29 protein-coding genes and 2 pseudogenes are annotated in these 25,321 nt (G+C 40.3%); 11 read left to right on the forward strand and 20 right to left on the reverse strand.

Going from position 1 to position 25,321, the window contains the following annotated elements:
- Nucleotides 1–26: 26 nt before the first annotated feature.
- The 12 genes and pseudogenes from rpsQ to ODQ17_RS13750 all read right to left on the reverse strand — a co-directional run bounded on the left by rpsQ (nt 27) and on the right by ODQ17_RS13750 (nt 6,035).
- Complete coding sequence (gene rpsQ / locus ODQ17_RS13695) at nt 27–284, reverse strand: 30S ribosomal protein S17 (RefSeq protein WP_001291845.1); 258 nt, start codon at nt 282–284, stop codon at nt 27–29.
- The gene (gene rpmC / locus ODQ17_RS13700) at nt 281–478 is read right to left on the reverse strand and encodes a 50S ribosomal protein L29 (protein WP_000849928.1); all 198 of its coding nucleotides are present in this window, start codon (nt 476–478) and stop codon (nt 281–283) included. The genes rpsQ and rpmC overlap by 4 nt, the downstream gene beginning before the upstream one ends.
- Entirely contained in the window at nt 478–891 is a 414-nt protein-coding gene (rplP, locus tag ODQ17_RS13705; RefSeq protein WP_002049688.1) for a 50S ribosomal protein L16, read from the reverse strand. Before rplP ends, rpmC begins: the two co-directional genes overlap by 1 nt.
- Nucleotides 831–1,647: pseudogene (rpsC, locus tag ODQ17_RS13710) on the reverse strand (30S ribosomal protein S3). The gene rplP and the pseudogene rpsC overlap by 61 nt, the downstream one beginning before the upstream one ends.
- Nucleotide 1,648: 1 nt before the next feature.
- The gene (gene rplV, locus ODQ17_RS13715; RefSeq protein ID WP_004639524.1) at nt 1,649–1,978 is read right to left on the reverse strand and encodes a 50S ribosomal protein L22; all 330 of its coding nucleotides are present in this window, start codon (nt 1,976–1,978) and stop codon (nt 1,649–1,651) included.
- A gap of 11 nt (nt 1,979–1,989) precedes the next feature.
- Nucleotides 1,990–2,265, reverse strand: coding sequence for a 30S ribosomal protein S19 (gene rpsS / locus ODQ17_RS13720; RefSeq protein WP_001138119.1), 276 nt, complete (start codon nt 2,263–2,265; stop codon nt 1,990–1,992).
- A 13-nt stretch (nt 2,266–2,278) separates the two neighbouring features.
- Nucleotides 2,279–3,103, reverse strand: coding sequence for a 50S ribosomal protein L2 (gene rplB / locus ODQ17_RS13725; protein ID WP_004789629.1), 825 nt, complete (start codon nt 3,101–3,103; stop codon nt 2,279–2,281).
- Nucleotides 3,104–3,114: 11 nt separating this feature from the next.
- A complete protein-coding gene (gene rplW / locus ODQ17_RS13730) occupies nt 3,115–3,435 on the reverse strand; it encodes a 50S ribosomal protein L23 (protein WP_003653662.1) in 321 nt (106 codons plus the stop codon).
- Entirely contained in the window at nt 3,432–4,034 is a 603-nt protein-coding gene (gene rplD, locus ODQ17_RS13735) for a 50S ribosomal protein L4 (RefSeq protein WP_003653663.1), read from the reverse strand. Before rplD ends, rplW begins: the two co-directional genes overlap by 4 nt.
- Nucleotides 4,035–4,045: 11 nt before the next feature.
- Nucleotides 4,046–4,684 (reverse strand): 50S ribosomal protein L3, encoded by a 639-nt coding sequence (rplC, locus tag ODQ17_RS13740; protein WP_004639526.1) that lies wholly within the window; start codon nt 4,682–4,684, stop codon nt 4,046–4,048.
- A 58-nt stretch (nt 4,685–4,742) separates the two neighbouring features.
- Entirely contained in the window at nt 4,743–5,054 is a 312-nt protein-coding gene (gene rpsJ / locus ODQ17_RS13745) for a 30S ribosomal protein S10 (protein WP_000070912.1), read from the reverse strand.
- Nucleotides 5,055–5,306: 252 nt separating this feature from the next.
- Nucleotides 5,307–6,035 (reverse strand): type 1 glutamine amidotransferase, encoded by a 729-nt coding sequence (locus ODQ17_RS13750; RefSeq protein ID WP_049837382.1) that lies wholly within the window; start codon nt 6,033–6,035, stop codon nt 5,307–5,309.
- A gap of 168 nt (nt 6,036–6,203) precedes the next feature.
- Here ODQ17_RS13750 and ODQ17_RS13755 point away from each other — a divergent pair, with 168 nt between their 5' ends.
- The 7 genes and pseudogenes from ODQ17_RS13755 (at nt 6,204) to ODQ17_RS13785 (ending at nt 12,368) form a co-directional block, all read left to right on the forward strand.
- Entirely contained in the window at nt 6,204–7,394 is a 1,191-nt protein-coding gene (locus tag ODQ17_RS13755; RefSeq protein WP_322904357.1) for a PLP-dependent transferase, read from the forward strand.
- A gap of 42 nt (nt 7,395–7,436) precedes the next feature.
- Nucleotides 7,437–8,984, forward strand: a complete 1,548-nt coding sequence (locus ODQ17_RS13760; protein ID WP_144732986.1) for a helicase HerA-like domain-containing protein — start codon at nt 7,437–7,439, stop codon at nt 8,982–8,984.
- 30 nt (nt 8,985–9,014) lie between these two features.
- Nucleotides 9,015–9,127 (forward strand): annotated as a pseudogene (locus ODQ17_RS13765) (hypothetical protein); the annotation flags it as partial.
- A gap of 2 nt (nt 9,128–9,129) precedes the next feature.
- Nucleotides 9,130–9,894, forward strand: coding sequence for a globin domain-containing protein (locus ODQ17_RS13770; RefSeq protein ID WP_322904360.1), 765 nt, complete (start codon nt 9,130–9,132; stop codon nt 9,892–9,894).
- A gap of 85 nt (nt 9,895–9,979) precedes the next feature.
- Nucleotides 9,980–10,417 carry an RrF2 family transcriptional regulator gene (locus tag ODQ17_RS13775; RefSeq protein WP_005301222.1) on the forward strand — a complete coding sequence of 146 codons (438 nt, stop codon included), beginning with the start codon at nt 9,980–9,982 and terminating at the stop codon, nt 10,415–10,417.
- A 100-nt stretch (nt 10,418–10,517) separates the two neighbouring features.
- Nucleotides 10,518–11,294 carry a ribosome biogenesis GTP-binding protein YihA/YsxC gene (yihA, locus tag ODQ17_RS13780; RefSeq protein ID WP_004789642.1) on the forward strand — a complete coding sequence of 259 codons (777 nt, stop codon included), beginning with the start codon at nt 10,518–10,520 and terminating at the stop codon, nt 11,292–11,294.
- Between the two features lie 123 nt (nt 11,295–11,417).
- Nucleotides 11,418–12,368, forward strand: coding sequence for a metal-dependent hydrolase (locus tag ODQ17_RS13785; RefSeq protein ID WP_322904361.1), 951 nt, complete (start codon nt 11,418–11,420; stop codon nt 12,366–12,368).
- Between the two features lie 48 nt (nt 12,369–12,416).
- On the opposite strand, the gene ODQ17_RS13790 is transcribed toward ODQ17_RS13785, so the two are convergent.
- Nucleotides 12,417–13,682: a dicarboxylate/amino acid:cation symporter gene (locus ODQ17_RS13790; RefSeq protein WP_005301217.1), complete on the reverse strand. Its 1,266-nt coding sequence runs from the start codon at nt 13,680–13,682 to the stop codon at nt 12,417–12,419.
- Between the two features lie 108 nt (nt 13,683–13,790).
- Nucleotides 13,791–14,663: an acyl-CoA thioesterase gene (locus tag ODQ17_RS13795; protein WP_003653674.1), complete on the reverse strand. Its 873-nt coding sequence runs from the start codon at nt 14,661–14,663 to the stop codon at nt 13,791–13,793.
- A gap of 276 nt (nt 14,664–14,939) precedes the next feature.
- Here ODQ17_RS13795 and plsB point away from each other — a divergent pair, with 276 nt between their 5' ends.
- Nucleotides 14,940–17,513, forward strand: coding sequence for a glycerol-3-phosphate 1-O-acyltransferase PlsB (gene plsB, locus ODQ17_RS13800; RefSeq protein WP_322904364.1), 2,574 nt, complete (start codon nt 14,940–14,942; stop codon nt 17,511–17,513).
- A 46-nt stretch (nt 17,514–17,559) separates the two neighbouring features.
- On the opposite strand, the gene ODQ17_RS13805 is transcribed toward plsB, so the two are convergent.
- Entirely contained in the window at nt 17,560–18,543 is a 984-nt protein-coding gene (locus ODQ17_RS13805) for a putative solute-binding protein (protein WP_322904366.1), read from the reverse strand.
- Nucleotides 18,544–18,622: 79 nt separating this feature from the next.
- Nucleotides 18,623–19,438 (reverse strand): NAD(P)H-binding protein, encoded by an 816-nt coding sequence (locus ODQ17_RS13810; protein WP_322904368.1) that lies wholly within the window; start codon nt 19,436–19,438, stop codon nt 18,623–18,625.
- Nucleotides 19,439–19,458: 20 nt separating this feature from the next.
- Between ODQ17_RS13810 and recG the strand changes: the two genes are divergently transcribed.
- A complete protein-coding gene (recG, locus tag ODQ17_RS13815; protein ID WP_151767397.1) occupies nt 19,459–21,504 on the forward strand; it encodes an ATP-dependent DNA helicase RecG in 2,046 nt (681 codons plus the stop codon).
- On the forward strand, nt 21,497–22,126 hold the full coding sequence (locus tag ODQ17_RS13820) for a ComF family protein (RefSeq protein WP_322904370.1): 630 nt from the start codon (nt 21,497–21,499) through the stop codon (nt 22,124–22,126). The genes recG and ODQ17_RS13820 overlap by 8 nt, the downstream gene beginning before the upstream one ends.
- 5 nt (nt 22,127–22,131) lie before the next feature.
- On the opposite strand, the gene ODQ17_RS13825 is transcribed toward ODQ17_RS13820, so the two are convergent.
- Both ODQ17_RS13825 and ODQ17_RS13830 read right to left on the reverse strand, forming a co-directional pair.
- Nucleotides 22,132–22,530, reverse strand: coding sequence for an NUDIX hydrolase (locus ODQ17_RS13825; RefSeq protein ID WP_322904372.1), 399 nt, complete (start codon nt 22,528–22,530; stop codon nt 22,132–22,134).
- 14 nt (nt 22,531–22,544) lie between these two features.
- The gene (locus ODQ17_RS13830; RefSeq protein ID WP_004789659.1) at nt 22,545–23,126 is read right to left on the reverse strand and encodes a TIGR00730 family Rossman fold protein; all 582 of its coding nucleotides are present in this window, start codon (nt 23,124–23,126) and stop codon (nt 22,545–22,547) included.
- A 158-nt stretch (nt 23,127–23,284) separates the two neighbouring features.
- Between ODQ17_RS13830 and ODQ17_RS13835 the strand changes: the two genes are divergently transcribed.
- A complete protein-coding gene (locus tag ODQ17_RS13835) occupies nt 23,285–24,298 on the forward strand; it encodes a CorA family divalent cation transporter (RefSeq protein ID WP_004789661.1) in 1,014 nt (337 codons plus the stop codon).
- 72 nt (nt 24,299–24,370) lie between these two features.
- Here ODQ17_RS13835 and ODQ17_RS13840 read toward each other — a convergent pair whose 3' ends face one another.
- Both ODQ17_RS13840 and ODQ17_RS13845 read right to left on the reverse strand, forming a co-directional pair.
- On the reverse strand, nt 24,371–24,658 hold the full coding sequence (locus tag ODQ17_RS13840) for an STAS domain-containing protein (protein ID WP_322904374.1): 288 nt from the start codon (nt 24,656–24,658) through the stop codon (nt 24,371–24,373).
- Between the two features lie 10 nt (nt 24,659–24,668).
- Nucleotides 24,669–25,310, reverse strand: coding sequence for an MlaC/ttg2D family ABC transporter substrate-binding protein (locus ODQ17_RS13845; protein WP_004789665.1), 642 nt, complete (start codon nt 25,308–25,310; stop codon nt 24,669–24,671).
- Between the last annotated feature and the right edge of the window lie 11 nt (nt 25,311–25,321).

Raw genomic sequence — 25,321 nt, forward strand, 5'->3', positions numbered from 1 at the left:
ACCGATGATGCAACAAGAACGTCGAATTACTCAGCAGCTGCTTCAACTACTTCCACTAAAGTCCAAGCTTTAGTTTTAGAAATTGGGCGGCTTTCTTTGATTGTCACAACATCACCAATTTTAGCGACATTGTTCTCATCATGAGCGTGTAACTTAGTTGAACGGCGAATTGACTTGCCATACAACGGGTGTTGAACGCGGCGTTCAATAAGAACAACAATAGATTTATCCATTTTGTCACTTACGACTTTGCCGGTTAACGTGCGGACTGTTTTTTCACTCATTGTCCGTTCCCCTGTTTTTCGGTAAGGAGTGTCTTAATACGAGCAATTGTCTTACGAGCAACTTGCACTTCGTGCGATTTACCCAACTGACCAGTTGCTTTCGCCATACGAAGACGGAATTGGTTAAGCTGTTGCTCATCAAGCAAAGCTTTCAACTCTTCTACCGACTTTTCACGTAAATCTTTAGTTTTCATTACATTACCGTCCGAGTCACGATAGTGGTTTTAAACGGAAGTTTAGCAGCAGCTAAAGCAAATGCTTCACGCGCTAATTCTTCGTTCACACCTTCAATTTCGTACAGGATCTTACCTGGTTGGATCTGGCAAACCCAGTATTCCACGCTACCCTTACCTTTACCCATACGCACTTCAAGAGGCTTTTGAGTAATTGGTTTATCCGGGAATACGCGAATAAAGATTTTACCACCACGCTTAATACGGCGGCTAATAGTACGACGTGCAGCTTCAATCTGACGCGCAGTCATACGACCACGTTCAGTTGCTTTGATTGCAATCGAACCAAATGATACTGTACTACCACGATGCGCTAGACCAGTATTACGGCCTTTGTGCACCTTACGGAATTTGGTACGTTTAGGTTGCAACATGGATTATTCTCCCTTGTCAGCAGCACGGTCACCGCGACGACCACGACGCTCTTGACCTTCACCACGACCACGACCACGTTTAGCTGGACGATCTTCAGCAGGAGCAGGGTTCATGACTTGTTTCATGCCACCTAAAATCTCGCCACGGAAAATCCAAACTTTAACACCAATCGTACCGTAAGTTGTTTCTGCACGCATAGTTGCATAATCAATGTCTGCACGTAATGTATGCAAAGGTACACGACCTTCACGATACCATTCAGTACGAGCAATCTCTGCACCACCTAAACGGCCAGACACTTCAACTTTGATACCTTTAGCACCAGCACGCATAGTGTTTTGAACCGCACGCTTCATAGCACGACGGAACATTACACGCTTTTCTAATTGAGAAGCAATTGCTTCAGCAACTAAACGCGCATCTAAGTCTGGGCGATCAATTTCATTGATACTTACTTGCGCTGGAACACCCATAATGCTGGTAAGTTCGCGCTGTAATTTCTCAATATCTTCGCCTTTTTTACCGATTACGATACCAGGACGAGCTGTGCTAATTGTTACTTTAGCAGCGCCTGATGGACGTTCGATAAGAATGTTGCTGATCATCGCATTCTTAAGTTTTTTAGTTAAAAACTCACGAACTTGAAGATCTTTAAGCAAGTATTCAGCGTATTGTTTCGGACTCGCATACCAGTTAGCGTTATGACGTTTCACAACACCTAGGCGGATACCGATTGGATGAACCTTCTGACCCATATCAAACCCCTACCTTAACGGTGATGTGACAAGTACGCTTCGTAATACGATCTGCACGGCCTTTAGCACGTGGCATAATACGTTTAAGGCTAACACCTTCATCAACGTAAATCGTAGAAACTTTAAGATCGTCAACATCTAAACTGTTATTGTGTTCAGCGTTTGCAATCGCAGATTCCAATGCTTTTTTTACTAAAACAGCAGCTTTTTTATTGCTGAAGTTTAAGATATTCAAAGCATGCGCAACAGATTTGCCGCGAATAAGATCTGCAACCAAACGTGCCTTTTGTGCCGAGATAGCGGCACCGCGTAATTTAGCAGTTACTTCCATCATGACACCTATTAACGTTTAGACTTCTTGTCAACACCGTGACCACGATAGGTACGAGTTGGCGCGAATTCACCGAGTTTATGACCAACCATATGCTCAGTAACAATTACTGGAACGTGATTACGACCATTATGAACAGAAATTGTTAGACCAACAAAATCTGGAAGGATCATCGAACGACGAGACCAAGTTTTAATCGGCTTGCGAGAGTTACTAGCAACAGCCGCTTCAACCTTAGCGAACAAGTGCGCATCGACGAATGGGCCTTTTTTCAGAGAACGAGGCATTAGTCAGATTCCTTTACTTGACGCGACGGTCGCGAATAATCATCTTAGTCGTACGCTTATTGGTACGTGTCTTGTACCCTTTAGCTTTTTGACCCCATGGGCTTACAGGTTGAATACCTTTGTTACGCCCTTCACCACCACCGTGCGGGTGATCAACTGGGTTCATCGCCATACCACGTACGGTAGGACGAACACCACGCCAGCGCGCAGCACCAGCTTTACCCAATGAACGAAGGTTGTTTTCTTGGTTAGAAACTTCACCAATTACAGCGCGGCATTCAACATGAATTTTACGCATTTCGCCTGAACGAAGACGAACAATCGCGTAAGAACCATCACGACCCAACAACTGAACAGAAGCACCAGCAGAACGCGCTAATTGCGCACCCTTACCAATTTTAAGTTCAACGTTATGAAGTGTAGAACCGATAGGCATGTTACGAAGTGGCAAGCAGTTACCTGGACGAATTGGAGCATCGTTACCAGATTGTACTTTATCGCCAGCACGTAAGCCTTTAGGAGCAATGATATAACGACGCTCACCATCAGCATATTTCAACAAAGCAATATGTGCTGTACGGTTAGGATCGTATTCAATGCGCTCTACAACAGCTGGGATGCTGTCTTTATTACGCTTAAAGTCAACGATACGATAGTGTTGCTTATGACCACCACCAACGTGACGAGTTGTAATGTGACCGTTATTATTACGACCACCAGTACGTTTTTTTGCTTCAACCAACGGTGAGTAAGGCGCGCCTTTGTGAAGGTGGTCATGAACCACTTTCTCTACAAAGCGACGTCCTGGAGACGTTGGCTTACATTTTTGAATCGGCATAATTTTCGTCCTTATTCCGCTGCGCTTTCAGCGGTATCGCCCAAGTCAGCCATTTCAACATCTTGGCCAGCTTTCAGGGTGACGTATGCTTTTTTAACATCAGAACGACGTCCTAATGTTTTACCAAAGCGCTTAGTTTTACCTTTAGTAATAGTAGTGTTAACTTTAACAACTTCTACACCAAAAAGTTTTTCAACTGCTTTTTTAACTTCAAGTTTAGTAGCATTAATATCTACTTTGAATACTTGAACGCCAACAGTATCACCTAAAACTTGTGCCTTTTCTGAGAAGACTGGTCCTTTAAGGACTTGATAGATACGTTCGTTGTTCATCCGAGTTCTACCTCAATTTTCTTAGCAGCAGCTACAGACATCACAACTTTATCAAACGCGATCAAGCTTACAGGATCGATTGCAGTAGCATCCACCACATCTACATGCGGAAGGTTGCGTGCTGCAAGATATAAGTTCTCATCTACAGCTTCAGTAACGATCAATGCACGAGCGGCATTTAAATCGCCAAGCTTTGCAAGCAATTCTTTAGTTTTTGGAGCTGCAATAGCAAACTCTTCAACTAGTACAAGACGATCTTGGCGAACAAGTTCAGCTAAGATACATTGCATTGCACCGCGATACATTTTACGGTTTACTTTTTGAGACCAATCTTGTGGACGAGCAGCAAAAGTTTTACCACCACCAACCCAGATTGGGCTACGAGTAGAACCCGCACGAGCACGACCAGTACCTTTTTGACGGAATGGTTTTTTACCACCGCCAGAAACGTCTGCACGTGACTTCTGAGCACGAGTACCTTGACGACCACCTGCTAAGTAAGCAGTAACAACTTGGTGTACAAGAGCTTCGTTAAATTCACGTCCGAAAGCAACTTCAGACAATTCAACAGCAGAGCCGGAAACAGTTTTCAAATTCACGGTATTTCCCCTCAGGCCTTGATGGTAGGACGTACAATCACGTCACCGCCAGTTGAACCAGGAATTGCACCTTTAACAACTAAAACAGAACGTTCAGCGTCAATAGATACGATTTCAAGACCTTGTACTGTTACGCGTTCATCACCTAAGTGACCAGCCATTTTTTTGCCTTTGAACACGCGACCAGGAGTTTGGTTTTGACCTGTAGAACCTAATACACGGTGAGAAACTGAGTTACCGTGAGTAGCGTCTTGGGTACGGAAGTTCCAACGTTTAACACCACCTTGGAAACCTTTACCTTTTGATTGACCAGTTACGTCAACTACTTGACCAACTGTGAACAAATCAACACCAATAGTACCGCCAACTTCACGACCTTCAAGCTCAGCTTCAGTAACACGGAACTCTTTAACTAAACGACCAGCAGCAACACCAGCTTTCGCGAAGTGACCTTTCTGAGCGTTAGTTACGCGAGATTCGCGACGTTCACCAGTAGTTACTTGAACAGCTTGATAACCATCAGTTTCAAGTGTTTTGATTTGCGTAATGCGGTTTGGATCGACTTCGATGACTGTAACAGGTACAGAAACACCTGCATCTGTAAAGATGCGAGTCATACCACATTTGCGACCGACTAAACCAATAGCCATGTGCATAAACCTCTAAAAAAGCGGCCTAATTAACTTAAAAGTTAATCAACCGAAAGCCTTAACCCAAAGCGATCTGAACATCAACACCAGCCGCAAGATCTAATTTCATCAATGCATCAACAGTTTTATCTGTAGGTTGAACGATGTCGATCAAACGTTTGTAGGTGCGGATTTCGTACTGGTCACGCGCATCTTTGTTAACGTGCGGTGAAGTAAGAACGTTGAAGCGTTCGATGCGAGTAGGCATCGGAATTGGACCACAAACTTGTGCGCCAGTACGCTTAGCGGTTTCTACGATCTCTTGAGCAGATTGATCAATCAGACGATGATCAAAAGACTTCAAACGGATACGAATTCTCTGGTTAGACATACCAGTAAACTCCAAGCCAAACATATAAAGAATCACCTTTGACGCATCTCACCCATTGGTAAGTGTCAAAGGCAGTGAAAATCACTAAGGTCATGATCGATGCCACGACTGTAATGCACATTTACCACTTTCTTCGCAGTAAATGCCCCTCCTATTGAGGGTCGCTCATTATAACGATTGTTTAAGTCTTATGCAATTCTCTTTTTCTATTTTCTCCACAAAACCTGCTTTAATCGTGTATTGGGAACTAAACTAAGCACTTATTACAAATTCAATCGCTTTATTTAGAAGTTGATTACCTTGTTCAAATTTTTGTGCTTCGGAATAGTATAGTTCACGCGTAGATTGAACATATTCTCCATCAAAAATAGAAAGCTCTTCTTCATCTTCAAGTAAAAGCGCTAGAGCTGCTGGTGTCATCTCTGGATGAAACTGAAAACCCAGTACATTTTTTCCAATCTGATACATCTGATTACGACAGGCCTGATTTTCAGCCAAATGTATAGCACCTTTAGGTATTTCAAATGTCTCGCTATGCCACTGCATCACCTTTATCTTCTCTGGTAATGGGAAGCTTTCTTGAGGTAGATTCGCAACTCTCTGAACTGTTGACCATCCAAGTTCCTGATAGCGATTACGGCTTACCGCAGCACCTAACGCATTAGCAATTAACTGCCCCCCTAAACAAAGACCAATAGCTGGCTTTCCCGCTGCCAAATAACGGCGCAACCATCTTTTTTCTATCTTTAACCATGGGAAGTTTGCCTCATCATTTACACTCATGGTGCCACCCATGACCAATAGTAAATCAACCTCATCAATTCGAGGCAAAGCTTCTATTTCAAGTGACCGATCAACCGGAAGTGCAAAAAACTCTGTAGAGCTAATTGTCGCGTGGTGGGCTTTTAAAAATGAATAACAACTTCCAAATCCCTCACCCGCGATATGTTGAAAATAGTGAACACGTAAATGCGACTTCATGCGCTTAAACCTATTGTTGTTAGAATGTTGTAATGGTCTTAGCAAAAATAAAGCCAAGTTTTTATTTTATGAGTCTACTGTAACGAAACCTCTTATAAAACTTCGTAAATCTAGCGAAGAATCTAAATTTCTCTTAATCTAACTTTATTATTTAAAATGCAAAGCACTATGAAAAAGCATAACGACTTCCAGACTCGCCTCATTCATGCACAAAGAAAGGCCCCGCAATTTATTGAAACAGTACAACCACCCTTATTTCGTGCATCTACTATTATTTTTAAATCAACTTCGCACCTTTTTGATCGCCATTGGACGGATGACTACGACTATAGCTATGGGACACACGGCACCCCCACCACCTTCACCTTAGGCGACAATATTGCGCAAATTGAAGGTGGATTGCATTGTTTGCTTGCACCAAGTGGCTTATCTGCAATTAATGTTGTGAACTCAGCATTTTTAAGTACTAATGATGAAGTATGGGTACCAGACAACATTTATGGACCAAACCTTGAGCATTTAAATCATCTGCAAAATCAATATGGCGTTATTGTCAAAGTGTACAACCCTATTGACGCCTCAAGCTTTCAACCAACTGAAAAAAGCAAACTGTTGTGGTTAGAGGCAGCAGGCTCAGTTACTTTAGAATTCCCTGATCTTAAAAATCTAGTCAAAAAAGCTAAAAAGCACGGTGTATTAACTGCTCTAGATAACACTTGGGGAGCTGGGCTTGCGTTTAATGCTTTTAATTTTTCTGATGAACATCTATCAGTCGATTTAACCGTGCATGCACTCACCAAATATCCGAGTGGCGGTGGTGACATCTTAATGGGTAGCATTGTAACTCGTGATGAGAAACTTCATCACCGCCTGTTCCGTACACATGCCATTTTAGGTATTGCAGTTTCAGGAGATGATGCAGCTCAAGTCCAACGCAGTCTTGCTCATATGTCTTTACGTTATGAACAACAATCAGCCAATGCTCAAACTTTACTTAAATGGCTAAAAAACCAATCTCAATTTGCACAAGTTCTACATCCAAGTGATGAGGCCGCCCCAGGCCATCAATATTGGCAAGAAATCTGCATAGATAATCAAAGTGCTGGTCTAGTCAGTGTTATTTTCAAACCTGAATATGACATTACAGCAGTACGTCGTTTTTGCGATGCCTTAGCGTTATTTAAGCTTGGTTTTAGCTGGGGAGGACCCGTTAGTCTGATTATGCTTTATGATTTAAAAATGATGAGAAAACTTGAGAATACACATTTACAACAAGGATTATTGGTTCGCTTCTGTATAGGACTAGAAGATCCACAAGATTTAATACAAGATATCGAAAATGCACTGAAACAACTGTAAAACGACAAGATCATAGTGACTCGAACCACAGGATAAAAATATATGGGTACACCGATTGTTATTGCTAAAAACATTAATGACACATCCAAAGAAATTGTTTTACTTTCCCAGTTTGCTAACCGCCATGGACTTATTGCGGGCGCCACGGGTACAGGTAAAACAGTTACGTTAAAAGTTCTAGCAGAGAGTTTTTCTCGAATTGGTGTACCGGTATTTCTTGCCGATGCTAAAGGTGATGTTTCGAGTCTCGCAAAAGCGGGAGAAGCTTCAGATAAATTTAATGAACGACTAAAGCTTTTGCAGATTGATAGCGTTCCTTTCGCAGCTAATCCAGTTGTTTTTTGGGATTTATTTGGTCAACAAGGCCATCCTATTCGTACTACCATTTCTGAAATTGGGCCAATTTTATTGGCTCGTATGCTCAATTTAAATGATACTCAAGAGGGTGTGCTATCTGCTGTATTCCGTATTGCAGATGACCAAGGTCTACTATTAGTAGATTTTAAAGATTTAAAAGCCATGATCACTTTTGTGAGTGAACATGCAGCCGAGTTTAAAGCAGAATATGGCAATTTATCTCCAGCAAGCCTAGGCGCTATTCAGCGTAATTTACTCGCCCTTGCCGACCAAGGTGGAGAGCAATTTTTTGGTGAACCTGCTTTAAATATTTTAGATTTTATTCAAACCGATGCAAATGGTCATGGCTACATTAATATTCTTGCGGCTGACAAGCTCATGAATACACCTAAGCTATATGCCACTTTCCTTTTATGGATGCTTTCAGAACTATTTGAACAGCTTCCAGAAGTCGGTGATATGGATAAACCTAAACTCGTGTTTTTCTTTGATGAAGCTCACTTATTATTTGACAATGCCAGCCAAGCACTCCAAGACAAAATTGAACAAGTTGTACGTTTAATTCGTTCTAAAGGAGTAGGTATCTATTTCATTACCCAAAATCCACTCGATTTACCTGAAAGTGTTCTAGGTCAACTTGGTAATCGCGTTCAACATGCCCTACGCGCATTTACCCCTAAAGATCAGAAAGCGGTAAAAACCGCAGCAGATACTTTCCGAGCCAATCCAAACTTTAAAGTTGATGAAGCGATTACTGAACTTGGTGTTGGTGAGGCACTCATTAGTTGCCTAGATGAGCAAGGTACTCCACAAATTGTTGAGCGTGGTTGGGTCATGCCTCCTTACTCTGCATTTACACCAATCACTCCAGAAGAGCGTCAAGCTTTAATCTCACAAAGTATTATTGCTGGAGTTTATGAGCAGGTTGTAGATCGTGATAGCGCCTATGAAATGCTACAAAATAAAGTGGCTGAACGCGAACAGCAGCAACAAAATGCCGAGCTTGCAAAACAACAAGCGAAAGAGCAAGAAACCCTAGCAAAACAGCAGGCGAAAGAGCAGGAAAGATTGGCACGTGATCAATTAAAAGAGGAAGAACGAGCAGCACGTGAAAGAGCCAAACTCACCCAAGATATTGTTGGAACTTTTGCAAAAAGTGCTGCACGTAGTTTAGGAGGAAGTACAGGTCAAAAACTTGTTCGAGGCCTACTTGGCTCTTTATTTGGTAAATAAAAAATATTTAATAACATAACGTTAATTTAAGGGGATTTTATATCCCCTAATTTTTTTATGGTTTTTCTCGGAAAGCTATTGCCATTATTTTTTTAAAGATGTATTTTAAATACATCTTATATAGCCAGATAAATAAGGTCTAGCCATGACTCCACAACAAATTGAACTTGTTAAATCTACTGTACCGGTTTTACGTGAACACGGTATTTCGCTGACTACATACTTTTATAAGCGTATGCTTAATAACAATCCCGAATTAAAAAATGTTTTTAACTTAGATGACCAAACTAGCTTACGTCAGCCGCGTGCGCTTGCAGCTGCGGTTCTTGCTTATGCAGAAAATATTGAGAACCCTACTGTTCTAGCCAAAGCTGTTGAACGTATCACTACTAAACATGTGAGCTTAGATATCCAGCCTGATCAATATGCAATTGTTGGTGACAACCTACTTCATTCAATTAGTGAAGTACTTAACGTGCCATTTGAATCAGAACTTATCGAAGCGTGGAAGCAAGCTTATCTACAATTGGCAGATATCTTGATTGGCGTTGAAAAACAAAAATATGAACAACTTGAGAGCTTAAAAGGTGGATGGGCTGGCTGGCGTCCATTTGAAATTACACAAATTGACCCTCTTGAATCTGGCAAACGTTTCACTTTAAAAGCAACTGATCATGAGGACGTACTAACTAGTCCTGCAAACGCTTTTATTTCGGTAAAAGTACAAGTCCCAGAGCAACAGCTTGAACAGCCGAAAGCTTTTAAATTTACAGAAGCTCAAGAAAATAACTCATATCACTTTGACGTTCAGCCTGAAGAAAACCATACTGAATTTTCAGTTTCAAACATCTTGCTTGAACATTATAGAGTTGGCGATCAAGTACAGGTTTCAGCTCCTTTAACGCTGTAATGTAAAAACCTCTTGCCTGAAAGTTTTCTTATTTAAACTTTCAGGCTAAGATGATCATCCTTTTTCTCTTCCATTTTTGGTGATCATGCAGCTTAATAAATTTACCGATTATGCATTACGAATATTAATGTATGTTGCACGCCCAAGTGATGCACCCTACACGATTGCAGAAATCGCGAAAGATTTGCATGTTTCACAAAACCATCTGGTTAAAGTTGTTCACTTTATGGGCAAACAAGAATGGATTATTACGATTCGTGGAAAAGGCGGTGGAATTCGCTTAAACCCAGATGCACTTAACTCCAATTTGGGTTCAATTGTTCGAATATTACAAGGTGACAATCAAATCGTTGAATGCAATACACCACCTTGTGTATTACGCAGCCACTGTGGTCTAAAAGGTATTTTAGATCAAGCTTTAGAGAGCTTTTATCAAAGCCTAGACCAATACACACTCGGAGAAGTTTTGCAGCAATCAAAATCTGCTCCTGCTAACTCCCCTATTGCCTTTTTAGAAATCTAACTTCTATTGATTTTCATAAGTTGATTTATTGAAAATTAGCAAGAATACCCAAGCTCCTTTATACTAGGCGCGAGCCCTCTCATTTAAAAAGTTATTTTTTATGCGTCGTAGTGAAAAATCGAAAGACACCAAAGCCAGACTCGCACCCAAGCAAAAGATCAGCTATGAAAAAGCACCAGATCCGGCGATCACAGCCTATGCTGTACAATCACTAAACTGGTTACGCCAAGCTGAGTTTCTAATGAGTGCACCTAAATTGGCACTTTGTGTTGAAGATAGTGGCTACGAAATTGCTTTTGCAGGACGCTCAAATGCTGGTAAGTCTAGTGCTATTAATGCATTAACTAATCAGAAACAACTTGCCCGTGCTTCTAAAAAGCCTGGTCGTACCCAGATGATTAACTTCTTTAGTCTAGGTAATCCTGATCAGCGTTTAGTCGATCTTCCAGGTTACGGTTATGCAGCTGTACCTGAAGATATGAAAAAGGTGTGGCAAAAGGAATTAGAAAACTATCTAATTCACCGTAAAAGCTTACAAGGCTTAGTCTTACTTATGGATATTCGCCATCCTCTACAGCATTTTGACATGATGATGCTAGAGTGGGCTTATTCGCGTCATCTATTTGTTCATATTCTCTTAACGAAAGCAGACAAACTTAATCGTGGTCCTGCAAATAAAGTATTGCTTGAAGTTAAACAACAACTTAAAAAAATGAAGCTTGATTTTTCCATTCAGCTTTTCTCTTCACTTAACAAATTAGGTTTGGAAGAGCTTGCAAGTGTCATGGGTGGACGTCTGCATTTTACGCTAGATCAACAGCCAGAATTTGATGTCGATTCAATCCCTGAAGCGACAGATGAAGATGCTGAAAGCTAAATTGTCATAACAGATACAATTTTTTCATTAAATTTATACTCAATTGTCCCCTATTGCTAAACACAAATGTAGGGGCTTTTTTTATACTCGTTATAACTTCATCGAGTTAAAAATCAGGACTAAATGATGAAATTGTTATCTTTTTTGAAGAACAAGGCATTAGGTTCTTCTATTGATTATAAAATTCTTCCACGTAAAGTGAAATTTGACTGGAAAGATACCCCTGTCGACTGGATTCCTAATCAGCCTTTCGCAAGTTATTTTATTAATGAAATTAATAATATTTTGCCTGCTGGTGAGTTCTGGTTTTGCCGTTTGTATAACAAGGTTTTACCGCAAATCACAGATGAAAAACTCAAGCAGGATGTACAAGCATTTATCCGTCAGGAAGCTATGCATGCCAATGCACACAACTCTGCAAACAAAGAATATTTAAGTGCGCGCAATATTGATATCCAGAGAAATCTGGACATTATGAATTATCTATTTACCAAAGCCTTAGCAGATAAGCCTTTCGATAAAGAAGTCCCTCAAGTTCTACAAGAGCAATGGGACCTTTTCCGTTTAGGCGTTATTGCCACTGTTGAACATATGACCTGTGTATTAGGCAAATATGCTCTCTATAACAAACGCTGGGAAGAATTAGGCGCTGACCCTGAAATGGTCGATCTAGTAAAATGGCATGGTTCAGAAGAAATTGAACACCGTACCGTAGCCTTTGATTTGTACCGCCATTTGGGTGGTGGATATATTCCACGCTACTATTTAAGCCTCGCAGTGATTGTACTGGTACTGGGTTTATGGGTAGACGGTGCTGCACATATTATGAAACAAGACCCTCGTTTTGCTGATGCGGCCAAGTCGAGATTTTTCCCAGTATGGGTTGCTATAGAATGGCTTAAGATTAGTCGTAAAGATAACCAAGTATTACCAAATCCATTTTGGCTTATTGCTCAACAAATTGATTACCTCATGCCTTGGTATGATCCAGTAAAAGAAGGTAGCACTGAAGATGCGGTTAGTTATTTATCGCAATCTCCAGCAGCAAAAAGAGCAGAACTTCAAGCAGCTTAAAAATAAAAAAAGCAGGATTTTAAATCCTGCTTTTTTTATTTCGAGATATTAGACACTGATATCTTTATCTTTGGTATAACGATCTACAACCACACTAATCATCATATCGCCCTGTACATTTACCACCGTTCTCACCGTATCTAGTAAGCGGTCAATTGGCAGTAAAATGGCAATTGCTTCAGCTGGTAAACCTACCGATTGTAAAACCATAATCATAGTCACCATGCCAGCACTCGGGATTCCAGGTGCACCAAGTGATGCGATCATTGCTGTTAAACACACGATAATTTGCTGTGTCAGGTTTAAATCTAGTCCCACTAAATTTGCTACGAAGAGTGCAGCTGCCGCCTCATATAGAGCAGTACCATCCATATTAAGCTGAGTACCGAGTGGGATAACAAATCCCGCTGTTTGAGGGCGCACCCCTAAGTTTTCTTGTGCACACTTCATGCTAAGCGGCATCGTGGCAGAGCTAGAACTCGTTGCAAATGCTGTAATTAATGCTGTACGTGTCCCTTTGAAAAAAGTCCAAGGGCTCATGCGGCCAAAAATCCAAAGTAGTAATGGTAAAACAACAGCACCATGGAAAATGGTTGTGCCTGTTACAACGACTGCAAACTCAGCCAAACGACTTAATACCGAAATATCTTCGGTTGCCATTAGTTTTGCTAATAAAGCAAAAATACCCAAAGGCGCTAATTTCATGACCCAGCCAACGAGCAGCATCATCATCTCAAAAAACTGGTGACTCAATACACGAATACTTTTGAAACGCTCCCCACCCTGTACCAAAGCAACGCCGACAAATAAAGCAAAGACCACAACGGCTAAAACGTTACCGTCACTAAATGCTTTAAATGGATTGATTAAAGTGTTTTGAATAAAATTAGTGAAAAAACTTGCCGGGTTTAAACTATCTGGTGCTTGATAATTTTGCATAGATGTCTGGAAAATAGAAATATCTATGCCACGCCCCACCTCAAATAAATGAGCACAACTAATACCTAAAATTAAGGCTAAAGTCGTTGTAGTTAAACAGCATAAAAATGTGATTTTCCAGACTGGCCCTAACTGTCCGCCCGCTTGTAGGTTTGATACCCCTACAACAATCGAACTAAAAATTAAAGGCACCAAAAGCATTTTAAGAAGCCCGATAAAAACACTACTTAATATTCCAAGCCCATATAAACTATGTTTTACAAAAGCTGTGTCTGGATACATGGTGAGTAGGAAACCAAAGGCTAAACCTAAAATGGCGGCAATCAGAATTTGTGTATTTAAGTTCATATCAGCATTATTTTTTTCAGTTGGCATACCTATTTACAATATGACATGAGGTTGCTTTTCATTCGAGCAATTTTTTGTCACATCGTTCCCATTAAAAATAAAAAAGCCATCTGGTTAGATGGCTCTTCAATAGGACTATTGAGTTTCAATTTCCCGCAAACGAATTAAACCCTCTTGCACCGTACTACATACAAGTTGGCCATTTTGCCACATACGACCAAAATTAAGACCTCTTGAAGCCGCACTCACTGTGGCTTCCATGTCATAAAGCATCCACTCATCAGCACGAAGTGGCCGGTGGAAATAAATTGCATGATCAATACTTGCACATTGCAAACTTGGAGAAATATAACTTAAGCCATGCGGTCTTAAAGCCGTGGTCATTAAGGTAAAGTCTGAATAAAAGGCAACAATTGCTTGATGCAAGGCAATATCATCTAGCTGTTTTGGAATACGATCATGGGTGCGTATATAGTGCGCATTATAAGGAGCTTCAGGTTGCGGCTGAAACGGGTTTACCGGATCAATTGGGCGAATTTCTACATGACGCTCACGCATGAAACTAGCACGAACATTTTCAGGTACAAAGTTTAGAATACCTTGTTTTAGCTCATTTTCAGATTTAAGTGTTTCTGGTGCTGGGTACTCAGGTTCTTGATGTTGATAGTTCAAACCCTCTTCTGGATTGGCAAAAGACACCATTGCTGAAAATATAACTCGCCCATGCTGAATCGCACGAACTTGACGACTTACAAAGCTTTTTCCATCCCGTAAACGGTCTACTTCATAGATAATTGGGGCATTAATATCGCCACCATATAAAAAGTAGGCATGTAAAGAATGCGCTGGGCGATCCGTTGTATAAGAGGCTGCACGTAAAGCCTGACCTAAAACCTGTCCACCAAAGACACGTTTACCGACAAGATTACGGCTCATGCCACGGTAAATATTTTCTTCTAGCTTTTCTAAAGTGAGAAGCTCGACTAGTTCTTGGGTTAACGCATTCATGAGAGATACCTTCATATTTCAGGTAAAAAATCGTATTAAAGGACAGATGTGTAGAATCTATTGTGCCATAAAAAACTATTTGAACATGGAACAATCAGTCAACTTCTGATGAACATTGCTCATATAACAGCTAAAAATACGATTTTTAACGATAAAATATGCCAAAAGCATTATAATTTATAAGAAAGTAGCATATTGTTTTTTTTAATAAATGCCTCAAAATAATTACCCTCCGCATTTGGTGCTGGGATTTGTCTTTAAGAAGTAGGAGTTCTTATGTCCAAGAGTGGGTTTGGTCAAATGTATCGTCGGCTTTCGAGTAAACTACTTGACCTCGTGGTAACACCACATGTTCTTGGGGAAGTTCCTACTGAACCAGTATCAGAAACAACAGAAACAGAAGCAAAGACTGAGCGCCAAAAAGTGGTGTGCTATGTCTTACAAAACCACTCTCGAAGCAATGCTTTGGTGGTTGATGGAGAAACGCGTCGTTTAAATTTAAAACCTGCGTTAGATCCATTAGTTGTTGGCACTCATCAGGAAAAAGCATCAGTTTTATTTTTACAGCACAATGATGAAAATAATTTACTGAATCCTCCTCCTCATGCTTTTCCACCACGCTTACTAAAACTGATTGAAGTCTTACAAGAAAATCCTGAACTTGATATAGAGCTAGTTCCAGTTACCGTTTTATGGGGACGCTCACCAGATAAAGAAGATTCTTGGTTTAAGTTATTATTTTCAGATACATGGGCTACACCAAGCACCGTTAAGCAATTGGTCAACATTGGCTTACATGGCCGCCAATCTTATTTAGAGTTTCATGAACCACAATCGCTACGTGAATTGGTTGAATATGCTCAACAGCATTATCCGAATCTTTCACCAGCCACTTATATTGTAAGTACGTTAAATGATTACTTAGATCGTCAGCGTGAAGTGGTGTTAGGCCCCGATTTATCGGATCGCCGTAATGTCATGCAGTCGGTTGTCAAATCTCGTGATGTTCAAGAAGCAATCCGCCGTGAAAGTATTCGCGGGAAAGTGAGTATGCTCGAAGCTGAACGTCGTGCGATTGGTTATGTCAATGAAATCGTATCGGATTATTCACATTCAGCAGTCCGCTTTGCCGATCTTGCTTTAACGCGCTTATGGACCCAGCTTTATGATGGCGTAGATGTGCATAACTTCAGTACTGTTCGTGAACTGGCAAAAGATTATGAAGTGGTTTACACACCTTGCCACCGCAGCCATATTGACTATTTATTATTGTCTTATGTGATTTATAGACGTGGCCTTATGGTTCCGTATATTGCTGCGGGTGATAACCTAAACTTGCCTTTCGTTGGTCAGCTTTTACGTGGTGGTGGTGCCTTCTTTATTCGCCGCTCTTTCCGCGGCAATGGGCTTTATACAACCGTATTCAAAGAATATTTATATAGTATTTTGTCACGTAACACGCCACTTGAGTACTTTATTGAAGGTGGACGTTCGCGTACAGGACGCCTATTACCGCCTAAGACTGGCATGCTTGCCATGACTGTTCATAGTCATTTACGTGGTCGTACAAAGCCAATTGTATTTGTACCAACTTACATTGGTTATGAACGCTTGATGGAAGGCTCGACCTACGTAGGCGAAATGCAAGGTAAACCGAAAGAAGCTGAATCAATTTTTGGTATTGTGAAAACCTTACGAAAAATTGAACGTATTTTCGGTAAAGTCCACGTGAACTTTGGTGAACCTGTTTTCCTTGATGATCTACTTAAACAACATAATGCAGAAAACGTTTTTATCGAAAAAAATGACGACCCAATTCCTCAAGCAGTTTCAGATGCCGTAAATAGCTCTGCACATGCAATTTTAGAAAATATTAACCGAGCTGTGGTGATTAACCCTGTCTCTTTACTTTCTATTATTTTGCTTGCAACTCCAAAGCATACGCTGGATGAAGAAATTTGTATTAAGCAGCTTGAAGCTTACCGCAATCTGGCATCGAACTTCCCATACGACCAACGTATGGAAGTGACACCACTTTCAGGTAAAGAAATTATTGCTTATGGTTTAAAGCTTAAACTCATTAAACGAGTTCAGCATGCACTCGGCGATATTATTGCGATTGAAGATAACCAAGCCGTTCTTCTAACCTATTTCCGTAATAACATTTTGCACGCCTTTGTTTTACCTTCATTGGTTGCATCACTTGTTGAACATAATGGAAAAATCAGCCGTTCAGATTTAAACAACGTCATCTATACGCTCTACCCATTCTTGAAAGCAGAGTTATTCCTTAAATGGAAGAGTAGCGAACTTAAAGAACAAATTGAGCAATATGCAAATGCATTGGTTCAATCAAACCTTATTCAACAAGATGATGAAGGCAATTTAATTAGCTCTGCACCAAACACTGAAGAGCACAATCAGCTTGTTGTTTTAGCTACGCCGGTTAAGCAAAGTCTTGAGCGTTACTACATGACGCTTGCGCTCATTACTCAACGTGGTTCAGGTAATATTTCTGCTAAACAGGTTGAAGAATTAAGTCATTTACTCGGACAACGTTTGTCAGTTCTATATGAATTTAATTCGCCAGAGTTCTTCGACAAAGCTTTATTCCAAAGCTTCCTAAAAGTACTTACACAGCAAAATTACATTCGTACCAACGACCAAGGCCAAATCGAGTTTGATGATAATTTCCGTCAAATGGCTGCTGGCGCACAGTTGGTTCTTGATGAAGTAACCTTACAAATGTTGCAGCACATCACGACCTTTAGCGACGAAGAATTGAAAGATGCACTTGAAGCGATGGCATCTCAACAAGCAAAACGACGTTTAAAACGTAAAAAATCTTAAAATTTTGAGTCAAAATAAAAGGCAACTTCGGTTGCCTTTTATTTTATTAACGCATTGGACACTCAAAATAGCGTGGATCATCCATACAACGCAGACGCTTCATAAGTTGAACAAAATAAGCATCGTAATAACCTGAAAGAACGTACTGATTACGTATTTTTGCAACCATAACGTCGTAGCTCTGCTTTTCATAAAAAGAAACGTCTACCCAGTAATAAGCAGGTAAATGATTTTCCCACTGGGTTGCGCGGTTAGTCAGTAATTGGCTGTTTTGAACAAACCATCCTCGTATTTTTCGACCAAAATTAGCAGGATAAGCTTGTGGCTTAATAATTAAATTGACGCCGAAATATGCCAAAGGAAAGTTAATAACTTGGACATCTGGACCAAATTCTTTTTGTAAGTTATATGGCAATAGTCCGTATATGGGAGCTGGAACAATATCGATTTTGTCTTGCTTAAACTGAACAATCGCATTAGATAAATCAACATAAACTGGCTGAGCACCTACACTGCGTACCAATGCCTGTTGTGGTGGATTATTTGGTAATACCCCAATACGCTGATTTCTTAATTGAGCAACTTTAGAGATTTTCTTATTTTTTAGGACCATATAAGCAGTACCAATAGGAATCATTCCTACAGCTTCATAATCCTTAGAAATTAATCTTTTTTCGACTGTTGGATGATTCAAAAGCTGTAATAAGCTTTTCGCGGTACGATTATTAGGAATAAGCCCGATACCTGCAGTGCTTCCCATAAACTGGTTATAGCGATAAGTATTAAAATTAGATGCCGCTAAACCTGAACATTTACCCTCATCAAAAGCTTGTATGGCCTGTTGTTCTTTTTGATAGGTCACCACTTTAAATTTGACTTGATACTGCTGAGCATATAACCGAATGTCATTTAAACGACGTGTAATATCCCCTTGGGAACCAATCGGATCATATGCACACCACACCTGATCCTCGGCCCAACTCGCAACAGCTGTTACGCTCAAAATAAGAGCTAAACAAATTCTTTTCACTTTCAAACTTTTTATCTTTATCGGCAATTTGACTGCCTCATCAGGTATTTCTGTTCTTATTTAAAGTTTAATCAAAATTTTATTTAGTGCTATGAACATTTAAACATAATAAATAGTCATTAAAGCAAATTGGATGCTCTAATTGGAAACCCGTTTCAGGCAAATGTTTTGCATAAATTCGTTTACCTGAGATTTGGTTTGATTCTAAAGTTAACTCGGGTAACCCCAATTGTTTTTGGAACCACATGATAACTTCATGCAAAGGCAATGGTTGGTTATTAGTCACAATATAGCTCGCTTGATGATTTTCATAGTCCGCCATAAAAGCCAAAAAACTTGCTAAATCATCAATATGTATTCGATTGCTATAATGTATATTTGGATAACTTTGACTATTTTCAGCCATCTTTTTTAAACGGGCAACTGAGGTTCCGTAAATCCCAGTTGGGCGAACAATTACACATTGTGCTGGATAGTGTTTTTGCCAAAGGCGTTCCATATTACGCAATATATGGCCTTGTGCATCATTTGGCTTAATTTCACTAAAATCATCAATGATCTCCCCTGCATTTTCACCATATACCCGTGTAGACGACACTACGATTATTTTTTTTACTGGATGTATTTTTAATGCATCTCGAATCGGTTCAATACTATCTACATAAGTATGTTGGTAGCCCTCAACCGTACTCTCGTTTGGAGAAAGTAAAATATATACGACATCTACAGGTTCAATTTTACTTAAATCAAGTTTAAAGATATCTTGAACAAGATGTGTTGCGTAACTATCCGTTTTTACACTACGGCTGATTGTGGTAATTTGATGTTCTTTCTCAAATAGTTGTTTAGCAACACGCTGAGATGTTTTACCATAACCGATAAATAATATATGCATAGAAAACTCGTTGAGGGGACATGACTTCAGTCCATCAGTTACAAGGCGTTGGATCGGCTTCAGCAGCCCTACTCGAAAAACTAAATATTTTTACCACAGATGATTTACTGTTTCATCTGCCACGTGATTATGAAGACCGCAGTACGATTATTGCAATGAATCAACTTGTGGTTGGGCGTAGCTATTTACTTGAAGGTGAAGTCAGATCAATTGATTTTCCTCCAGGGAAAAGAAAATCTATGGCAGCCTTGGTTCAAGATGAATTCGGTAAAGTCACCTTACGCTTTTATCATATTTATAAAAACCTGACTGACAAAATAAAGCCTGGTCATCGTTTACGTATTTTTGGTGAAGTTCGTGTCGGCGCTCGCGGACTTGAGATGTATCATCCCGAAATTCAGCTCATTCATGAACATACACCTCTACCAAAAACTCAGCTTACAGCAATTTATCCAAGTACAGATGGGCTAACTCAACCCAAACTGCGCGAATATGTAAAACAAGCTTTAAAGCACCATAGTGATGCCTTACCAGAGCTGCTCCCCAAAAAATATACTAATGGCTATGCGCTTAAAGAGGCTTTGTATTACATTCATGAGCCTCCTGTTGATGCCAATATGCTCCAGTTGGCCCAAGGTTCACACCCAGCCCAACAACGACTTATTTTTGAAGAACTGGTTGCACACCAGATTAGTTTGCTTAATCGCCGTGCTTATATTCGTCAAATTGCATCCCCTGCTTTCTCAAGCAGTAAAATATTAGCTAAAAAGCTTTTAGAAGCTTTACCTTTTCAAATGACCAATGCACAAAAACGTGTATCTAAAGAAATTCTAAATGACTTAAAACAACAACAACCTATGCTGCGCCTAGTACAAGGTGACGTAGGTGCCGGAAAGACCTTAGTTGCTGCTGTAGCAGCTTGCCATGCTTTAGAAGCGGATTGGCAAGTTGCATTAATGGCCCCGACTGAGATTCTTGCAGAACAGCACTATTTGAATTTTAAACGTTGGTTTGAACCATTAGGTATTACCGTTGCGTGGTTGTCTGGAAAACAAAAAGGTAAAGCCCGTGCCCAAGCAGAACAACAGATTAAAGAAGGCCACGCGGAACTTATTGTCGGTACACATGCCTTATTTCAAGACAATGTTGGCTTCGCTAAATTAGGGCTAGTAATTATTGATGAACAACATCGTTTTGGTGTAGATCAGCGCTTAGCTTTACGTAATAAAGGTGCTGAGCAATTCACCCCGCACCAACTCGTCATGACAGCTACCCCTATTCCAAGAACACTAGCAATGAGTGCCTATGGGGACTTAGACACATCAATTATTGATGAATTACCACCAGGCCGTACTCCAATTCAAACTGTTACGATTCCCCTTGATCGTCGAGAGGAAGTACTCCAACGAATTGCTTCAAATTGTAGAGATGGAAAACAGGCATATTGGGTATGTACACTGGTTGAGCAGTCTGAGACTTTAGATGCTCAAGCAGCAGAAGCTACCTATCAAGAAATGAAAGAACGCTTTCCTGAACTTAATATTGGCTTAGTGCATGGCAAAATGAAAGCTGACGAAAAACAGTCAGTTATGCAAGCGTTCAAAAATAATGAGTTACAGCTTCTTATCGCAACCACGGTCATTGAAGTTGGGGTAGATGTTCCTAACTCTTCTATTATGGTCATTGAAAATGCTGAACGTTTAGGACTTTCTCAGCTACATCAGTTACGGGGTCGCGTAGGTCGAGGCGCTCAAGCCAGCTTTTGCGTCCTTTTATACAAAACGCCTCTTTCTCAAAATGGGCAAGAGAGACTTTCTATTTTAAGAGAAAGCAATGATGGCTTTGTGATCGCAGAAAAAGATCTTGAGTTACGTGGACCGGGTGAATTACTAGGTACTAAACAAACTGGGGATATGGGGTTTAGAGTTGCTCGTTTAGAGCGAGATGATCACTTACTCAGTCAAGCTCATTATGTAGCTCAGCAAGTCTTAAAAGATTATCCAGAACAAGCAGATGCATTATTAAAACGTTGGCTTCCAGAAGCACCTCGCTACGCGTATGTTTAGTTTCTTAAATCCACAGCATCTTATTCAATTGCTCTCACCTTGCTTGTTATGTGAGTCAGATGTACGTGAAAAACATTCGCTCTGTAAGGACTGTTGGAAGCAGTTACCTTGGCTTAAACAAACAATTCAACGCAATGATCAATCAGTTCTTGTGGCTTGTGAGTATGCTTATCCAGTTAGCCGAATCATTCAGCAGTTTAAATATGAACAGAAATTACATTATGAAATTTTGTTAGGTGAAATTTTACAACAACTCAAATTTCCCAAGGTACAAGCTATCGTACCTATGCCTATTTCAAATCAACGTTTAATCGAACGTGGTTTTAATCAGTCGTTGTTACTCGCAAACATCTTAAGCAAACAATTAAAAATACCTGTTTGGCAGCCGGTGCAACGTCTTGCTGAACATTCGCAAAAAGGGCTTTCTCGACTTGAACGCTTTGAGAACATTGAGCAACAATTTATTGCGCTTTCTCAAGAAAAACGGCGTTATCGCCGTGTTCTTATTATTGATGATGTAATAACCACTGGAAGCTCTATTCATGCGCTCAGTCAAGCACTTAAACAATTAGGCTGCACATCTATCCATGCCGCTTGTTTAGCGGCAACTTTGACCAGTTAAAATGATTAAACTGTAGATAAATGCTGCTCACACCAAGGAATAACAATTTCACGGGTTAATGGTGCAAGGTGCGTTTCTGAATCATTTAAATCAACCCATCTCATTTCTGCAATTTCGGCTGCGATTTTAGGCGCCTGATCAAGCTGAACAAGATATAAATGACTGACCAGAATATGGTCTGGCTCATTGGCAGCTGCCGTTTCGAAACGACCAAGAAACTGCTCAATTACACAAGAACTTCCAACTTCTTCTAAAATTTCTCGCTGCATTGTAATCTCTGGCGCCTCATTGGGTTCCAGCTTACCACCCACTTGCATAAAAGCATGAGTATTACGCTTTCTCACGAGCAACAACTGATTTTGCTCGTTCAAAATCACTGCAGCAGCGACCGTAATTGTTTTCACTTATTTAACCTCGTTTATGGTTGAACATCTGCATTTGTCCATTTTGGAGCAGGAGCCTGATATTGCTCAAATTGTTGAAGAATATCTTCAATTTTGTCTGATGCGATCAATTTATCAACGAACCGTGCTTGGCTAAATCCATTATCTACCGTCCCTTGAATCATTTTAAGTAAATCTTCATAAAAGCCAGCTACATTTAAGAAGGCACATGGCTTTTGATGAATACCTAATTGCGCCCACGTCCATTGTTCAAAGATTTCTTCCAATGTACCCGCACCACCAGGTAAAGCAATAAAACCATCGGAGAGATCCGCCATTTTGGTTTTGCGCTCATGCATATTTTCGACCACATATAATTTGGTTAAGCCCGGATGAGCTAACTCACGATCGACCAAAGCACGAGGAATCACGCCAATGACTTGTCCACCTGCCTGCAAGGCACTATCAGCGACAACGCCCATTAAGCCTGAGCGACCGCCGCCATAAACCAAGGTCTTACCTTGTTTTGCAATAGCCTCACCTGTAATTTTGGCAATTTGTTGGAAAATTGGGTTTGAACCAAGAGATGAACCGCAGAAAATACAAATTGAATTCATAGTGTAAAAAACCGTTTTATTGAACTGTCATGCTGACAAACTAAACTATCGATAGAGTTTTTTTTTGCAAAATAGCGTATTGGCAAGTGTTTTTCGGCAAATCCTTGTCTAAAATACACCCATCCATTTCCATCAGACTGCGTGAGGAAAAAAGACACATGCTTGAAGCCTTTTATGCCACAGAACGCGGAAGTCTGGAAGATGCCACCATCAATGGTGGATTTGATCTACATCCCGAATTAGTCTGGCTTGATCTTATTGCACCCTCGCAAGAAGAGCAACAATGGGTACTAGATGCCTATGACCAAAATTTACCCACACTAAAATCGCTTGAAGATATTTCATCCTCAGCACGATTCTACCGTGATGATGATGGTATTTTGCATATCAGTACTTATTTTTTAACGAAAAATAAAAACTATCAAGTGGATGGTGATGCAGAAGATTCATCACACATTTTAGCGATGGTACAAACGGTCGCATTTATTTTACATAAAGACCGTCTCTTTACCATGCGGGGAGAAAAATTAGTTGCGTTCCGTGCCTTTCGTGCGCGTGCTCGTCGAAATGACTACGACATGGACTATAAAGATCCAACATGGATTTTATTAGGTCTTCTTGAAGCAAAACTCGATGAGCTTGCGGATATCTTAGAAGATATCCACAAAGATTTAGAAAAATACTCGACAGAGGTTCTTAACAATCACCAACGTGAACAAATTCTAGATCTAGATGACATGATTACGCGCCTAGCTCAACAAGAAGACATGCTAGGAAAAGCTCAGCTCTGTTTAATTGATTTACGACGTGTACTTACTTTTTTATCACGTCCTCGAGCATTAGGCAGTCATATTTACGATGCTGATATTCGAGAATTGAGTGAAGATGTCCGCTCACTCGTAGAACATGATGCTTTCTTATTCCAAAAAGTACGATTCTTGCTTGATACAACGTCTGGATTCATTAATACCGAACAGAATGACACGATCCGTCGATTCTCGATCTTACCAAGTATGTTAGCTCCTCCGATGCTTATTGCCAGCATCTATGGGATGAACACAGATGTACTTCCTTTTGCCCATGGTACGACTAGTTTCATCATCGTTTTACTGATTATTATCGGTTTCTTTATTGGCCCTATTATTTATTTCCGCTGGAAAAAATGGATTTAAGCTTTGTAATAAAATGCTAGTCCAAAGCATAAAAAAGCACCTAAATATAGGTGCTTTTTTACATCTAGAACATCAGATCAAATGTAGATCTTCCTGCAAATGGCAGGCTTGAATGATCTTCAGCATTTTTTCGGGTACATTTTTAAAATGCAAACCAGCTTTTTGTGGAGTCACTCGTAACCATTGAACTAAAACAGCCAATGCCAAGGTACTACCATGCTCAAGCTCTGTTAAATCTACCACCAGAGGAAAGCTTTGCTGCTTCTTGATGATAGCTAAACCTGCCTGATACTGTTGTTCCGCATTTTCAAAATCAATTTTTCCCGAAACAACCAATTGTTGGTTGATATACTGAACCACTCTTCACCTACTATTTTTGTTTGTTCTGATTAACAGCAGCGTCTGCATCCGGTTGGAAGGTTGCAATTGCTTTATTCAAATCGCCGCCATTACGTTTCACTGTTGCAGCAAACTGATTACGGAACTGTAATCCTAAATCGATACCAGAAACATTGATATTACGGATTTTCCACTGTGTACCTTTATCAGCTAACTGGAAAGATACAGGAATTTTGTCGCCGTTATGACTGAAGTCCAATGTTACTACTGGGTTTTTACCCGCAGTTGCCTTGTAAGGGCGCATGGTATAGCTTTGGTTCGTATATTTAGCAAATGCACTACCGTAATTTTCAATTAAAGTATTACGGAAGTTAGTTTCGAACTGAGCACGCTGTGCCGCTGTACTATACTGATTTGTTGCATAAGTACCCATTACAATGCGAGTAAATGCTTGTGAATCAACATACGGGTCTAAATTCTGACGTACGATACTCTTCACTAATGCTGGATTACTTTGCAATTTTGCATGATCAGCTTTTAAACGAGCAATCAAACCATCAGCAACACGCTTGATAAAATCAGGTGGTGCTTCTGAAGGTGCAGCAAATGCTGTACCTGCAATCATGGTAGACAAAAGACTTGCTGTCAGGGTTTGTTTAAACAACGTATTCACCAGGAACCACT

Origin of the sequence: Acinetobacter sp. IRS14, from assembly GCF_034650275.1 — a bacterium.
GTDB classification, from domain to species: domain Bacteria; phylum Pseudomonadota; class Gammaproteobacteria; order Pseudomonadales; family Moraxellaceae; genus Acinetobacter; species Acinetobacter oleivorans.